11 protein-coding genes and 1 pseudogene are annotated in these 14,515 nt (G+C 54.3%); 6 read left to right on the plus strand and 6 right to left on the minus strand.

The genetic code is table 11. The features are described from left to right. Positions 1-211: 211 nt before the first annotated feature. From Q1A48_RS08095 to Q1A48_RS08120, 6 genes are all read right to left on the minus strand, one after another. The gene (locus Q1A48_RS08095) at positions 212-586 is read right to left on the minus strand and encodes an antibiotic biosynthesis monooxygenase family protein (RefSeq protein WP_299943236.1); all 375 of its coding nucleotides are present in this window, start codon (positions 584-586) and stop codon (positions 212-214) included. A 29-nt stretch (positions 587-615) separates the two neighbouring features. Continuing rightward, positions 616-1,317 carry a phosphate signaling complex protein PhoU gene (gene phoU / locus Q1A48_RS08100; RefSeq protein ID WP_299943239.1) on the minus strand — a complete coding sequence of 234 codons (702 nt, stop codon included), beginning with the start codon at positions 1,315-1,317 and terminating at the stop codon, positions 616-618. A 25-nt stretch (positions 1,318-1,342) separates the two neighbouring features. Beyond that, positions 1,343-2,083 carry a phosphate ABC transporter ATP-binding protein PstB gene (gene pstB, locus Q1A48_RS08105; protein ID WP_299943267.1) on the minus strand — a complete coding sequence of 247 codons (741 nt, stop codon included), beginning with the start codon at positions 2,081-2,083 and terminating at the stop codon, positions 1,343-1,345. Between the two features lie 171 nt (positions 2,084-2,254). After that, positions 2,255-3,541 (minus strand): phosphate ABC transporter permease PstA, encoded by a 1,287-nt coding sequence (gene pstA, locus Q1A48_RS08110; protein ID WP_299943241.1) that lies wholly within the window; start codon positions 3,539-3,541, stop codon positions 2,255-2,257. Further along, the gene (pstC, locus tag Q1A48_RS08115) at positions 3,534-4,913 is read right to left on the minus strand and encodes a phosphate ABC transporter permease subunit PstC (RefSeq protein ID WP_299943242.1); all 1,380 of its coding nucleotides are present in this window, start codon (positions 4,911-4,913) and stop codon (positions 3,534-3,536) included. The genes pstA and pstC overlap by 8 nt, the downstream gene beginning before the upstream one ends. Before the next feature lie 141 nt (positions 4,914-5,054). Continuing rightward, positions 5,055-6,107, minus strand: coding sequence for a PstS family phosphate ABC transporter substrate-binding protein (locus Q1A48_RS08120; RefSeq protein WP_299943244.1), 1,053 nt, complete (start codon positions 6,105-6,107; stop codon positions 5,055-5,057). Positions 6,108-6,289: 182 nt separating this feature from the next. Here Q1A48_RS08120 and Q1A48_RS08125 point away from each other — a divergent pair, with 182 nt between their 5' ends. From Q1A48_RS08125 to Q1A48_RS08150, 6 genes and pseudogenes are all read left to right on the plus strand, one after another. Further along, positions 6,290-6,862 (plus strand): TRAP transporter small permease subunit, encoded by a 573-nt coding sequence (locus tag Q1A48_RS08125; protein ID WP_299943246.1) that lies wholly within the window; start codon positions 6,290-6,292, stop codon positions 6,860-6,862. Then, positions 6,859-8,223: a TRAP transporter large permease subunit gene (locus Q1A48_RS08130; protein ID WP_299943248.1), complete on the plus strand. Its 1,365-nt coding sequence runs from the start codon at positions 6,859-6,861 to the stop codon at positions 8,221-8,223. Before Q1A48_RS08125 ends, Q1A48_RS08130 begins: the two co-directional genes overlap by 4 nt. A 236-nt stretch (positions 8,224-8,459) precedes the next feature. After that, a complete protein-coding gene (locus Q1A48_RS08135) occupies positions 8,460-9,353 on the plus strand; it encodes an ABC transporter ATP-binding protein (RefSeq protein WP_299943250.1) in 894 nt (297 codons plus the stop codon). Then, a complete protein-coding gene (locus tag Q1A48_RS08140; protein ID WP_299943253.1) occupies positions 9,322-12,954 on the plus strand; it encodes an ABC transporter permease subunit in 3,633 nt (1,210 codons plus the stop codon). The genes Q1A48_RS08135 and Q1A48_RS08140 overlap by 32 nt, the downstream gene beginning before the upstream one ends. 171 nt (positions 12,955-13,125) lie before the next feature. Further along, complete coding sequence (locus tag Q1A48_RS08145; RefSeq protein WP_299943256.1) at positions 13,126-13,515, plus strand: acyl-CoA thioesterase; 390 nt, start codon at positions 13,126-13,128, stop codon at positions 13,513-13,515. Between the two features lie 827 nt (positions 13,516-14,342). Next, positions 14,343-14,515 (plus strand): annotated as a pseudogene (locus Q1A48_RS08150) (IS5/IS1182 family transposase); the annotation flags it as partial.

Here is a 14,515-nt window from a genome sequence, read left to right on the forward strand (position 1 = left end):
TAATAAAAATTTTGCGGCGAGAAGAATGAAACCGAAGGTCAAGTTGAATTTTCAAACCTTGCAGATTAAAAATTTGAAATAGAAAGTGTAATCTCCTGTAATTCCGTGTAAGCGGTTAAAAATCAACTTTCTTATATAAACGTCAAGGAATCGCGTACTTTGATTTTTTAAAAATTCTGCTTTTATTCAGCGTGTATTCAGGTTTACTTGATTACGATAAATCAACTTCAACATTGACGACCCACTGCGGATTTTCGAATTCGCCCAGTGAACGTATCTCGACAAAAGGCGCTACGCTATGAATGATTGTATTGATCTCGGCTGAATCCCGTGCCTGCATTGCATCCCTGTCTTCCTTGCTGCGCCAGCTGGCAATGGCGATCAGTCTGTTTGGATCACCAATGTCTCGGTGAAGTTCCGTACCCATGGCACCAGGGGACCGCTGAATTAATCTGGACGCCCTTACCCAGGCCTCGGCATATTCCTCGGCAGTGAAGCCTTGCTTGATACGAATCTCGAAAATATATTTCATCATTTCCCTCAAAAGCGTCTTTAGGCGAAAATCCGGCAATAAAAAAGGCCGCATTGCGCGACCTCTTCAGCGGGCGGGGGAACTCAGGGTTTCCTCAGATTTTTCTCATGCCCGTGTCGGATATCCGCTCCCTCCACCAAATATACCACCTGCTCGCAAATATTCTTCGCGTGATCGCCGATGCGCTCCAGTGAGCGCAGAGTCCACAACACATTGATTACCCGCGAGATACTGCGTGGGTCTTCCATCATATAGGTCACCAGCTCGCGCACTGCGGTACGGTAATCCATATCCACCTGCTCATCTTCCGCCAGGGTGCGCAGGGCCGACGCCACATCGAAACGGGTGTAAGCATCCAGGGCATCGTTGAGCATCCTGCGCACGGCGTTGGCGATATGGCGTATCTCAGTATAGCCCCGCGGCGAGGTACCCTCGTCAGTCAGTGCTATCGCCATTTTCGCGACTTTGCAGGCCTCATCGCCGATGCGCTCCAGGTCGCGGGCGATACGGGTTACCGACATCACCATGCGCAAATCCGATGCGGCGGGCTGGCGCTTGGCAATAATCAGGGTCGCGTGCTCATCCAGAGCCATCTCGCTTCTGTCGATTTCGTCTTCGATCCGCAGGACTTTTTCCGCCAATTGACTGTCGGCATTGGACAGGGCATCCACAGCGTCGGCCACCTGGCGGGCGACCATACCACCCATTTCCAACATTTCAGTCTTGATACCCTCCAGATCCTCGTTGAACTGGCGGGAGATGTGCTGATCAAAGTGCATTTCCATAGTTAACCCTCGGGGCAAAGCTGGCTCAGCCGAAGCGGCCGGTGATATAGGCTTCGGTTAATTCATGCTCGGGATTGGTGAACACGGTTTCGGTATCGTTGACCTCGACAAGATGTCCGAGGTGAAAGTAGGCGGTGCGCTGGCTGACGCGGGCCGCCTGCTGCATGGAGTGGGTCACAATGGCGATGGTGTAGTTTGCCCTAAGCTCGTCGATCAATTCCTCAATGCGCGCAGTGGCAATCGGGTCCAGAGCCGAACAGGGTTCGTCCATCAGGATCACCTCCGGGCTCACCGCAATCGCACGGGCAATACACAAGCGCTGCTGTTGCCCACCGGACAGACCGGTTCCCGGTTTGTTCAGGCGGTCCTTCACTTCATTCCACAGACCGGCTCGATGCAGACTGTTTTCCACAATCTCATCCAATTCCGCACGGCGGCTGGCAATACCGTGAATCTTGGGACCATAAGCGACGTTTTCGTAAATGGATTTGGGGAAGGGGTTGGGCTTCTGGAACACCATACCCACCCGCGCACGCAGGGGCACCACATCCACCTTGGGGCCGTAAATGGGTTCACCATCCAAACTCAGCTCACCCTCGACGCGGCATCCTTCAATGGTGTCATTCATACGGTTGAGACAGCGCAGGAACGTAGATTTACCGCAGCCCGATGGGCCGATCATGGCCACCACTTCGTTGCAGCCAATATCCAGGCTTACCGAGTGAATCGCCTGGATCTCTCCATAACATACATTGACATCGCGCATACGCAATTTGGCAATCTCAATAAAAGGCCGGCCCACGGTTTTTCTCACCTCGGCCGAATGCGCCACACTCTCCACACCCAAAAGCTCGGCTTGGGCCGCCTCAGTGCGTGCGCTGGCATCCAGGGTCATGGTACTCATAAATAATCCCGCTCTCTGATCCTCTGCGCTCTGTTACCAGCGGCGCTCCAGTTTCTTTCGAAGCAATACCGCGCAGGTATTCATTACGATCAACACACTCAGCAGCACCATAATGGCGGCAGAGGTGCGCTCCACAAAGGCGCGCTCCGGGCTGTCGGCCCACAGGAAAATCTGTACGGGCAACACGGTGGCCGGATCAGTAATACCGCCAGGCACATCGACAATAAACGCAACCATACCGATCATCAACAGAGGTGCCGTCTCTCCCAATGCCTGAGCCATACCGATAATCGCACCGGTGAGCATGCCGGGCATGGCCAGGGGCAGTACATGGTGGAAAACCACCTGCATCCGCGAGGCGCCCATGCCCATGGCGGCTTCGCGGATGGAGGGCGGAACGGCCTTCAACGCCGCGCGGCTGGAAATAATAATCGTCGGCAGGGTCATTAGGGTGAGCACCAGGCCACCGACCAACGGTGCCGAACGGGGCAATTCAAAGAAATTGATAAAGATCGCCAACCCGAGCAGACCGAATACGATGGAGGGCACTGCGGCGAGGTTGTTGATATTCACTTCGATTAAATCCGTCCAGCGGTTCTTCGGCGCATACTCCTCCAGGTAGATAGCCGCAGCCACCCCGATAGGGAAGGATAGGGTCAACGTCACCAGCAGGGTAAAAAGGGAGCCCATCAAGGCCGCACGGATACCCGCCTGCTCAGGCTCGCGGGAGTCGCCGTTGGTGAAGAAAGTGGTATTGAAGCGCTTTTTCAGCTCGCCGCTACCCAGCAACTGCTCGATCCAGCCAGCTTTTTGATCCGAGGTGCGACCGCGGAAACCCGCCTCGGAACCCTTCAGGCTTTTGACAAAAGTGTCCACATCATCATCGGCGGCAAGCCAGACGGTCTCACTCCCGCCGAGCAGCTTCGGATTGTCGGCCAGACGGTCACGCAGGGTAAAGGGAGCGCCGGAGGAAACCAGACTGTACAATTCGCGCTTGGCACTGCGGCCGGTCGCCGAGGGAAAGCGCTCGCGCAGGGCCTGACGGATCACACCGGAGAAGTTGGCCCAGGCCAGGCTCTCGTCATCCACCGTATCGATACCGAGTACCTGCGCATCGTAGTGCACCTGCAACTGGATAGCGGTCTGCATGAAGGCACCGCTGCCCTTACTGATAATATCGCTGAACAGAATGACGACCGCGAGTACGCCAAAAGCAATACTGGCAATGCCCAGCCCGCGGAAGAGCTTTTCCTTGCGATGGCGGCTGGCGAGACGCTTTGCAATGCGCTCGCGAACCTGTGCCTGCGTCAGATCAGTCATACTGCTCCCGGTATTTTTTCACTACATGCAGGGCGATAAAGTTGAGCACCAGGGTGGAAATAAACAACATCAGGCCCAGAGCAAAGGCGGCGAGGGTTTTTGGACTGTCAAATTCCTGATCCCCAACCAGCAGTGTCACTATCTGTACCGTAACGGTGGTTACCGACTCCAGTGGGTTGGCGGTGAGATTGGCCGCCAGCCCTGCCGCCATCACCACGATCATGGTTTCGCCAATTGCGCGGGATACCGCCAGCAACACACCGCCGACGATACCGGGCAGAGCCGCCGGAATCACTACCTTGCGCACAGTTTCGGAGCGGGTGGAACCGAGCCCGAGCGCCCCGTCGCGCAAAGATTGCGGCACCGCGTTGATCACGTCGTCAGACAGGGAGGAAACAAACGGAATAATCATAATCCCCATCACCAACCCGGCGGCCAGCGCGCTTTCACTGGATGCCTGCAGCCCTACCGAAGTGGCCAGATCGCGAATGAAGGGTGCCACGGTAAGGGCCGCAAAGAAGCCGTATACCACCGTGGGTACACCCGCGAGAATTTCGAGAATGGGCTTGGCCAGCGCGCGCACGCGCCGGCTGGCATATTCGGCCAGATAAATAGCCGCCATCAAACCCACAGGCACCGCCACAAACATGGCAATGGCCGACACCATCAGGGTTCCGGTGAACAGGGGCACAGCACCGAAAGCGCCGCTGGAGCCCACCTGATCGGCACGCAGTGCCATCTGCGGGCTCCAGTGCAGGCCAAAGAGAAACTCGCTCACCGGTACAGACTGGAAAAAACGCAGGGATTCAAACAATACAGAGAGCAAAATGCCCACTGTGGTGAAAATGGCGGCGCAGGCGCAGGCGACCAAAATGGCACGCAATACTTTTTCTACTTTCTCCCGCGCACACAGTTTTGGCGAGCAGCGCAACAGGGCAAAAGCGGCCAGCCCCACCGCCAGTGTCAAGCTTAAAAAAGCCTGCAAGTTGCTGGAATTGTGGCGCAGGCGATTGAGGTAGTCCGCGGCCGATTGCAACTGAGGCGTTTTTTCTCCAATCAGATGACCGGCGGAGAGATTCTGAATTTGGGCGTAGAGCAGATTTTGCCCAGAGGGCGTGTCGGGCTTGTCGGGGAGACTGCCCAACACCATCGCGCGGATAACCGCATCGTCGAAGGCGATCCAGGCCCCCAGCAGCAGCAGGGCTGGCAGGCCGCACCAGAGTGCGGCAAACAGGCCGTAGTAACTGGGCAAAGAAGCCAGGTTGCGCACGCCACCGAGACTGCGCGCGGCGCCCAGTGCCCGGCTGAAGCCCGTACCGTAGACTGCCAGTACCAACAGCAGCAGAAGGGCGAGCAGGGTGGGGGTTTGCATTAATTTACCTTGCTGTAAGGGGTTGCTGTGGGCATTATCCTGACTTTTCCTTGGGTTTTCATGTGACTGAGCATAAAGAACGGCCAAGCCCTCTCGAGCTTGGCCGTCAAGTTCCTTTGACCATATTACTCCAGAGCACAACTATTTTGCAGCGAGATTACCCAGCGCATTCAGCTTGCGCACGTCGGCGGCAACCTGCTGGCGCTGCTCCTCAGGCAGTGGGATCATGCCCTTGTCTGCCAGGTAACCCTCTTCCCCCCAGGCGCGCGCGTTGGTAAATTCCGCCAGGAACTGCCTGATGCCCGGAACCACATCGGCATGGGCCTTTTTCACATAGATAAACAATGGGCGGGATACCGGATAGCTCTGGTCGGCAATAGAGTCAAACGTGGGGGCCTGCCCTTCGATCAGGGAGCCCTGTACCTTGTCGGCGTTCTGGTCGAGGAAGCTGAAACCGAAGATGCCCAGAGCATTGGGATTGGCGACCAGCTTATTCACGATCAGGTTGTCGTTTTCACCGGCTTCAACGTAAGCGCCATCCTCGCGCACATTGTGGCAGATCGCCTTGTATGCGCTCTTGTCTGTTTTTTTCATGGCCTTGATCCAGCCAAACGTTTTACACCCCCCCTCCATGGCCAGCTCGACAAAGGCGTCACGGGTGCCGGAAGTGGGGGGTGGGCCCAAGACTTCGATACGGAGGTTGGGCAGCGCCGGGTTGACGTCTTTCCAGGTTTTATAGGGGTTGGCGACCAGGGTTTTTGAGCCATCCGGGTTGGGCACTTCCTTGCCCAGGGCCAGAAAGATGTCCCTGCGGGACAACTCAAACGGAGCCAGCTTTTTTGCATTGGCGAGCACAATGCCGTCGTAGCCGATCTGTACCTCTACGACATCGACGCCATTGTTGTTACACATCTCCAGTTCGGACTGCTTGATGCGACGGGAGGCACCGGTGACATCCGCAGTGCTCTCGCCAACCCCCTGGCAGAACAGTTTCATACCGCCGCCGGTGCCTGTGGATTCAACAACCGGGGTCTTGAACTGGGTCGCGCGGCTGAAACGCTCCGCCACCGTGGTGGTAAAGGGGTAGACGGTAGAGGAACCGACAATACTGATGTAGTCGCGAGCCGCCATGGCCACCTGGGCGGAGGCGAGGGTCAGCGCCGCCAGGGAAGTGGCCAGAATTTGCTTGTTCATGTGGAACTCCAGTGAGTGTTTTTTATTTCACGCGGCGATGCTAGGAACAACGGGTGACGATTCTATGAATAAAAGATGACAAAAAGGTTACAACTTGGAGTTTGCCCCGCTGGTGCCGGAACGGGCAAAACGGTAACCTTCACAGCATCGAGATAACAATAAGATGTCAGAGAGAAGCCCCTATGGCATTTCTGTTGCGAGGAGCGCGTGTGCTGGAAGCACTTGCCAGGCGCACCGGTCACCTGCTCGCCTGGTTTACCCTGGCCATGGTATTACTGCAAAGCGGCATCGTAGTGCTGCGCCACATCTTTGACAGCGGCTCTATTGCCCTGCAGGAGTCCGTTGTCTACTTGCACAGCGCCGCCTTTATGCTCGGACTGGCCTATGCACTGCAAACCGACACCCATGTGCGTGTGGACGTCTTTTACCGCCGTATGCACCCACGGGGCAGGGCCTGGGTCAATGCCACCGGTTATCTCGTCTTTTTGTTGCCCCTGTGCGGCTTCCTCGTGACCAGCAGCTGGCGGTTTGTCCTGAACAGCTGGCGGGTATTCGAAGGCAGTGCCAATGCCGGCGGCCTGCCCGGGGTCTTTCTGCTCAAGAGCCTGATTCCGCTGGCCGCAATCACCCTTGCCCTGGCCGGCGCAGCCCAGTTTATCCGCGCCTTGGTACAGCTGATGGAAGCACCCGCAGTGACAAAAACTGCTGCAATCTCGCCGGTATTACCCAAACAGGCAGAAGAGACCGAGGTATGATCGAGTTGGTCCCCCTGCTGATGTTTGCCGCCATCTGTGCCCTGCTGATGTTCGGCTATCCGGTGGCCTTTACCCTCGGCGGCACAGCCCTTATCGCCGCAGGACTGGGTATAGTCTACGGTGTCTTCGACGCGGAACTGTTGCGCGCCTTTCCCGATCGCCTCTACGGCATTATGCGAAACCGCACCCTGGTAGCCGTGCCGCTATTTGTCCTGATGGGCGTCATACTGGAGCGGGCCAAGATCGCCGAGGATCTGCTCGTCAACCTGACCAAGGTCTTTATGGGCGCGCGCGCGGGCATGGCCATCTCTGTAGTGGTGGTTGGGACACTCCTCGCCGCCAGTACCGGTATCGTCGGCGCCACTGTGGTCACCATGGGACTGATGTCTCTACCCACCATGTTAAAGCAGGGCTATTCGCCCACACTCGCCACCGGCACCATCTGTGCCACAGGTACCCTGGGGCAAATCATCCCGCCGTCAATCGCGCTGGTACTGTTGGGCGACACCCTTTCCAATGCCTATCAGCAGGCACAGCTGTCTGCCGGCATCTTCAACCCCAAGCCGATCAATGCCGCCGACCTGTTTATCGGCGCCATTATTCCCGGTCTGTTACTGGTAGCGGCCTACATCATTTACCTGTTGCTGATTGCGCGCCGCAAACCGGCCTCGGCCCCGCCCGGCGAACGCGAAGCACTCGAACTCTGGCCATTACTGCACAGTCTGTTACCCCCCATCACCCTGATGCTGATGGTATTGGGCTCGATTATGACAGGTATCGCCACTCCCACCGAAGCCGCCGCCATCGGTGCCCTCGGTGCCGCTCTGCTGGCATACAGCCGCGGTGCTCTGGACTGGGCAAGGGCGGGCGCGGTAGGGCGCAGTACACTGCAGGTAACCGCCATGGTCTTCGCCATACTGATCGGCGCATCCCTGTTTTCCCTGGTCTTTCGCGGCTACGGTGGCGAGGAACTGATCACGGGCATTTTTCACAGCCTGCCCGGGGGCGTTATAGGCGCAACCCTTCTGGTGATGCTGGTGATCTTCCTGCTCGGCTTTATTCTCGACTTTTTCGAAATTACTTTCGTGGTGGTGCCCATCGTCGGACCCGTGCTGCTGGCTATGGGTGTCGATCCCGTGTGGCTGGGGATTATGATTGCCATCAACCTACAGACTTCCTTCCTGACACCGCCATTTGGCTTCGCGCTTTTTTACCTGCGCGGGGTGGCACCGAGCTCTGTAGCCACCTCGGCCATCTACCGCGGAGTCATCCCGTTTATCGCCATTCAGCTACTGATGCTCTGTGTGCTGGCCTTGTGGCCGGCTCTGGCGACCTGGTTGCCGGGCGTTATTTCGCAATAGCCAAACAGGCCCAAGCAAAGTTAGTTGAGAGAACAGGCAACCATCCTGTCAATAAGCGTAAGTATGTCAATTAGATAAATCCGGCTTACCTTCTGCCTCGGGCACCAAGGCTCAAACCTTTCGCCCTTTAAAAATGTCGCTCTACCCCAATACTTGCCTCTTTACCGACACCTCCTGTTACCTTTTGAGCTTAAAAACTGTATGCCCTCTAGAGCTGAACCCGCGCGAGTTGAAAAATGTTAAAAATCTCAAATCTTTCCAAGACCTATGAAAACGGCGTGCTCGCGCTTGACAATGTCAATCTGAATATCCCCAAGGGTATGTTTGGATTGCTCGGCCCCAATGGTGCCGGCAAATCTTCATTGATGCGTACCATTGCCACGCTTCAATTTGCCGACAGTGGGTCCATCACTTTTGATGAGGTCGATGTGGCTGCAAACCCGCAGAAAATCCGCAGTATCCTGGGTTACCTACCCCAGGATTTCGGTGTTTATCCAAGAATCAACGCCGAGGATATGCTCGATCATATGGCAGTGCTCAAGGGTATTGGCAATCGCAAGGAGCGCCGTGAGCTGGTTGCTGAATTACTGCAGCAAACCAATTTGTTCCGCGACCGTAAGAAAAACCTGAGCGGCTACTCCGGTGGTATGCGCCAGAGGTTCGGCATTGCCCAGGCCCTGATCGGTGATCCGCGCCTGATTATTGTCGACGAACCTACGGCCGGCCTCGATCCACAGGAGCGCAACCGCTTTCATAACCTGCTTAGCGAAATCGGCGAAAACGTGGTGGTAATACTCTCCACCCATATCGTGGAAGATGTTGCCGACCTCTGCCCCAGTATGGCAATTCTCGCCGCCGGCAAAATTGTCGCTCAAGGCAAGCCGGAAGAACTGACTTCCGACCTGCAAGGGCGTGTGTGGCGACGTATTGTCGACAAATCAGAGCTGGAAATGTTTCGCAATAAATTCGATGTGATTTCCACCCGTCTGTTAGCCGGCCGCCATGTAGTACATGTACTGGCAGACTCCCAACCAGATGAAGGGTTTGAGCAGCTGCAGCCCGACCTGGAAGATGTCTACTTCTCCACTCTGTTCAGTAATGAAAAATCTCGAGTGGCTAACGCTGCCTGAAGTGGAGGAGGCTATCGATATGTTCTTATCTGTTGCGAAATTTGAGTTTTACTACCAACTGCGTCAGCCGGTGTTTTATGTCACCAGTCTGGTCTTTTTTCTCCTCGCGTACGGCGCTATTACTGTCGAGAATATTCAGATCGGCGGTGCCGGAGGCAATACCCTGATCAACTCCCCTTTCGCGATCATGCAAACCCTGCTGATCATGAGCCTGTTCAGTATTTTTATTACTGCCGCATTCGCAGCTAACCCGGTACTGCGCGATCGCGATATGAAAATGGATGGTATTATCTTCAGTACCCCGGTCACCAAACGGGACTATTTACTGGGGCGCTTCATTGGGTCATTTGCGGTCGCCTTCCTGGCATTTTCAGCGTCTGCGCTAGGTATGATATTTGGCTCCTGGATGCCCTGGCTCGATCCCGAACGGTTAGGCCCAACCCAGATTTCCCATTATCTTCAGACGCTATTCGTACTTGTCCTCCCCACCATGCTGTTCTGCACGGCGTTATTTTTCAGCCTCGCAGCCGTAACTCGCAGTATGATGGCCACCTATCTTGGACTAATTGCCTTCCTGGTACTCTATTTCACCAGCCAGGGCATGATGGACGAGCCCAGCTATCGCAGTGTAGCTGCACTGGCAGATCCTTTCGGTTTCGCTGCCTTCGAAAACGCCACCCGCTACTGGACCGCCTTCGACCGCAATACCTCCATGATCGCCCTAGAGGGAGAGTACCTTACCAATCGCATACTATGGCTGGGTGCAAGCCTGTTAATTATAGGATTTGGTTACAATCGCTTTTCCTTTGCCGAGCGCAAAGCACTCTGGTCGCGCCGTCTCACGACTGAAATCCAGACAGAAGAGGAATCTCACTACAGTAAACCCCTACCGCAAGTCACCCCCACTTTTGGCGTGGCCACTATTTGGCAGCAATTCCGGGTACGCTGCGGTTTCGAAGTAAAAGCTGTGGTGAAAAGCCTGGCCTTTTGGGTAATCCTGGCTATTGGTGTTCTCAACGTACTGGGCGCTTCGCTGAATCTGGAGGCGATCTTCGGCACCTCCGTATATCCCGTTACCCGCTCTATGGTAAGCCTGATACAGGGTGCCTTTAGTCTGATCATGATGATTATCCTGATCTACTACGGGGCTGAACTGGTATGGCGCGAACGCCAGGCCGGCTGTCATGAAATCATGGATGCAGTACCCGCACCGAGCTGGATTTTTGTCGCAAGCAAGTTTATTGCAATGCTGGTTGTTCTGGCCGGTATATTGATTGCCAGTATGTTTACCACTATCGCCGTACAGTTGAGCAAGGGGTACACCACCCTGGAACCGGGGCTCTATTTTTACGGCCTCTGGTACCAGTTCGCACTGCCCTTCTACCTGATGGCGATCCTCTCCATCTTTATTCAGGTACTGACCCGCAATAAGTTCCTCGGCATGTTACTGATGGTAGGCTACCTGATCAGCACTATTGTGCTCGGTAGCCTGGGCTTTGAGCACAACCTCTATCAGTTTGCTGGGCGGAATGCGGCGCCCTACTCAGATATGAATGGCTATGGCCACTTTGAGCAAGGCCGCGCCTGGTTCGCGTTTTACTGGGCCAGCTTCAGCCTGATACTTGCGATATTGAGTTATGGCCTCTGGCAGCGAGGCGCCCTGGCCCCATTACTGGGCCGGATTAAGGCTCTGCGCTTCCAGCTCGGGATGCCCAGCCGTTTGGCTGGTGCCACAGCCTTACTGCTGTTTATTGGTAGTGGAGCCTTTATTTTCTACAACACCAATATTCTCAACGACTATGAAACCAGCAAGGACCGCGAGCAACTGGCAGCGGATTACGAGAAAAAATATAAGTCCCTGGAAGACAACCCTTCACCACATATCACCGATGTCAAAGTGGATGTGGATATCTTTCCCGATGAACGCCGTTACGAAGTGCGCGGGCGTTATTTTCTGGTTAACAAACGTGATGAACCCATCAACGAGGTAACAATTGGGTTAAATCGCGCTCTCACCATTAACCAATTATCCCTCAGTCACGCCAAGCTGCGCGAAAAGGATGAGCGTTTCGGCCACTTTTTCTTCGACCTGACTCAGCCCCTGGAGCCCGGTGAATCACTCACGCTGGAGTTTGACCTGAGTAGGGTCAATCACGGTTTTAAGAATTCCGGTTCCTCCACCACCCTTGTTAAAAACGGCACTTTCTTTAACAACGTCGAAGCGCTGCCCTTTATCGGTTACAACAATAATTTTGAGTTAACCGACCGCCATCTGCGCAAGAAGCACGACTTGCCCCCGCCACAACGTATGCACAAACTGGAAGATAAAGACCACTATCGTGAGTCCTATCTGCGCAGTGATTCTGACTGGATCAATTTTGAAACCACCGTCAGTACCTCGATCGGACAAATAGCACTGGCACCTGGCTACCTGCAAAAAGACTGGCAGAAGGGGGAACGCCACTATTTCCATTACAAAATGGATGCCCCAATTCTCAATTTCTTTTCTTACCTCTCTGCGGACTACACCCTGGTCAAAGACCAGTGGCAGGACGTGGCAATTGAGATCTACCATCACAAGCCCCACGACTACAACGTGGATCGGATGGTCGATGGTGTAAAGAAGTCCCTGGAGTACTTCAGCGAAGCTTTCAGCCCCTATCAGTATCGCCAATTGCGTATCGTCGAGTTCCCAGGCTATGAAAGCTTCGCACAGGCATTCCCCAATACTGTGCCCTTCTCTGAGTCCATTGGCTTTGTCGCTGACCTGCGCGACCCGGATGAAATTGATTACGTCTTCTACGTGACCGCCCATGAGGTGGCTCACCAGTGGTGGGCGCATCAGTTGGTCGGAGCCAATGTGCAGGGCGCCACTATGCTTTCGGAAACCCTGGCCCAGTACTCGGCACTGATGGTGATGGAGCGGGAATACGGCCCGGAAAAGATACGTCGTTTCCTCAAGTATGAACTGGACCGCTACCTTAGCGCACGGGGTACAGAACTGCTGGAGGAGCTTCCTCTGACTCGCAATGAAAACCAGTCCTATATCCATTACCGCAAAGGTTCTGTGGCCATGTACGCGCTCAAAGACGCTATGGGTGAGAGTGCCGTCAATGCGGCCCTGGCTTCGCTGTTGAAAGAAAAGGCTTTCTCCAGTGACCCCTATCCTACCAGCATGGATTTGGTGGCAAGACTTCGAGTGCAGGCCGAAGGGTCTCACCAGGAGCTGATCACCGATATGCTGGAAAGAGTGGTTTTATTTGACCTCAAGGTTGCCAAAGCTACCACCGAGCTATTGGAGAATGGCAACTATCAGGTGCTGTTAGAGCTGGAGGCACACAAGTTTGAAGCTGACGGGGAAGGGCAAGAGCAGGAGATTCCCCTAAAGAACTGGATAGATATCGCCCTTTTCAAGGAAGATCCCGACAAAAACTCAAACCCAGACAATGTGCTCTATTTCGCTAAGCAGGAGATCAGCGAGCAGACTACGGTGCTGGAGTTTGAGGTGGAAGGCAAGCCGGGTATTGCGGGGATCGATCCCTATATCAAGATGATCGACAAGAATCCGGACGACAACCTGCTGGAAGTTGAGGCTTTGTAAGGCTCTGTTTATCTGTCTTCCGGCCGCCTGATCAGTGGCCAGGAGGTGCTCTGATTCGCTTTCATCAGGACAGTTTGGATCAACTCTGGTCAATTACTGCGCAATTTGTGCTAGAATACGCCACCACTCCGGCAGTCGCCCCGAATAACGCTAATGATCTATGAGCAGTCGATGTCAGCACTAGATGAAAACCCGCAACCCACAGGCACACTCGCCCTGCAAACCCTGGCCATGCCCCGCGACACCAATCCCCAGGGGGATGTCTTCGCCGGTTGGCTGATGTCACAGATGGACCTGGCTGGTGCCATCCTGGCACAGAGCATCGCCCGCGGCAGGGTCACCACGGTAGCGGTTGGCAGCATGGTGTTTTTGCGCCCGGTTCCGGTTGGCTCCACGGTCAGCTGCTACGCCGAAGCCATAGAGGTGGGGCGCTCCTCTATCCGGACCATGGTTGAGGTGTGGTTGACGCGGGTCGATTCCGGGGAACAGGTGAAGGTCACCGAGGGCGAGTTTGTGTTTGTGGCAATAGATGATAGCGGGCGCACCAGGCCGCTGCCTTGAGTTGTCAAAACAAGGGGTAAGTATCACTCCCTCTAATACTTAAGAGTGTTAGCTCTCCAGGCAGAACTCTGTAGTCGCTGTGTCTAGAGTTGACACCGAATTTACCCCGCCCACGTAAACTACGGAAAGTCACCCAGAAATTATTTTATCAAAAAAATTTTTGTTGATTCTATTGATAATTGCTTTTTATATTAACCCGGCGGAAAAATGGTTTTTACACTGCATATTTAACCGTGCAGTTTCTGGAGTAGTACGCCATGCTATACAGAACTATTTGCTTGTCGGGTTAATAGCTTGATATTGAAAAGCAAATAGTAAATACCCCCGTAACTATTCAGCCCCTCTAAAAAAGAAAAAAGTTCTTGACAGGGTTTTCTGAAATTTTCGCGTTTTATCTGCAGTTCCGCCCCTTCTTAATAACATCCCGTCAAGACGCCGCAGTTGCCTCTTACAGCCTTTTCATTTTCCTTACCATGTCCAGGTAGCAGGCCAGCAATGAAAGTGGCTTGCGCGCCTGCACAGAGGGTAAATCTTTCGAAAATAAATCCATGAGACAATAAGACTACACCAAGGCCACCTACTCAATAGCCAATGCCGTTGGGAAAAGTCGACATCAGCACAGCTATCGCGATGCAGAGAAGTTTCTGCAGAGCGAATCAACCATGACGTAATACGGACAATTACTCAAAAGCGTTGGCGATAAAAGAAACTCTCAGTCGTAGGCCTTAGGGAGCGTTCTCGAAGCCCTAACAGGCTGTTGAAATAGACTCATGTATTTACTGGCTTTGGTACAATGCTCGGGTCGATACCCCACAATGAGTTAATGTATGCGCGGTGCAGATATTACGCAGGAAGCTTTGTTCACCACGGTTCACCTGGAAGAATTTGTCCCGAAAACCCATCCGCTGAGAAAGATTCGTCAAGAATTTAATTTGGCATTGCAGCGTATCGACTGGTTGCTCGACTGCGCCTATGCACCGAACGGCAAAGAGTCCATTCC

The organism is uncultured Microbulbifer sp. (assembly GCF_947489355.1).
GTDB lineage: Bacteria > Pseudomonadota > Gammaproteobacteria > Pseudomonadales > Cellvibrionaceae > Microbulbifer.

Bases quoted from the DNA above. Each gene is read 5' to 3' on its own strand.
- Q1A48_RS08120 (WP_299943244.1), bottom strand. From the start codon at position 6,107: ATGAACAAGCAAATTCTGGCCACTTCCCTGGCGGCGCTGACCCTCGCC.
- pstC (WP_299943242.1), bottom strand. From the start codon at position 4,913: ATGCAAACCCCCACCCTGCTCGCCCTTCTGCTGCTGTTGGTACTGGCA.
- Q1A48_RS08140 (WP_299943253.1), top strand. From the start codon at position 9,322: ATGAAAAATCTCGAGTGGCTAACGCTGCCTGAAGTGGAGGAGGCTATC.
- Q1A48_RS08095 (WP_299943236.1), bottom strand. From the start codon at position 586: ATGCGGCCTTTTTTATTGCCGGATTTTCGCCTAAAGACGCTTTTGAGG.
- Q1A48_RS08130 (WP_299943248.1), top strand. From the start codon at position 6,859: ATGATCGAGTTGGTCCCCCTGCTGATGTTTGCCGCCATCTGTGCCCTG.
- pstA (WP_299943241.1), bottom strand. From the start codon at position 3,541: ATGACTGATCTGACGCAGGCACAGGTTCGCGAGCGCATTGCAAAGCGT.
- Q1A48_RS08125 (WP_299943246.1), top strand. From the start codon at position 6,290: ATGGCATTTCTGTTGCGAGGAGCGCGTGTGCTGGAAGCACTTGCCAGG.
- phoU (WP_299943239.1), bottom strand. From the start codon at position 1,317: ATGGAAATGCACTTTGATCAGCACATCTCCCGCCAGTTCAACGAGGAT.
- Q1A48_RS08135 (WP_299943250.1), top strand. From the start codon at position 8,460: ATGTTAAAAATCTCAAATCTTTCCAAGACCTATGAAAACGGCGTGCTC.
- pstB (WP_299943267.1), bottom strand. From the start codon at position 2,083: ATGCGCGATGTCAATGTATGTTATGGAGAGATCCAGGCGATTCACTCG.
- Q1A48_RS08145 (WP_299943256.1), top strand. From the start codon at position 13,126: ATGTCAGCACTAGATGAAAACCCGCAACCCACAGGCACACTCGCCCTG.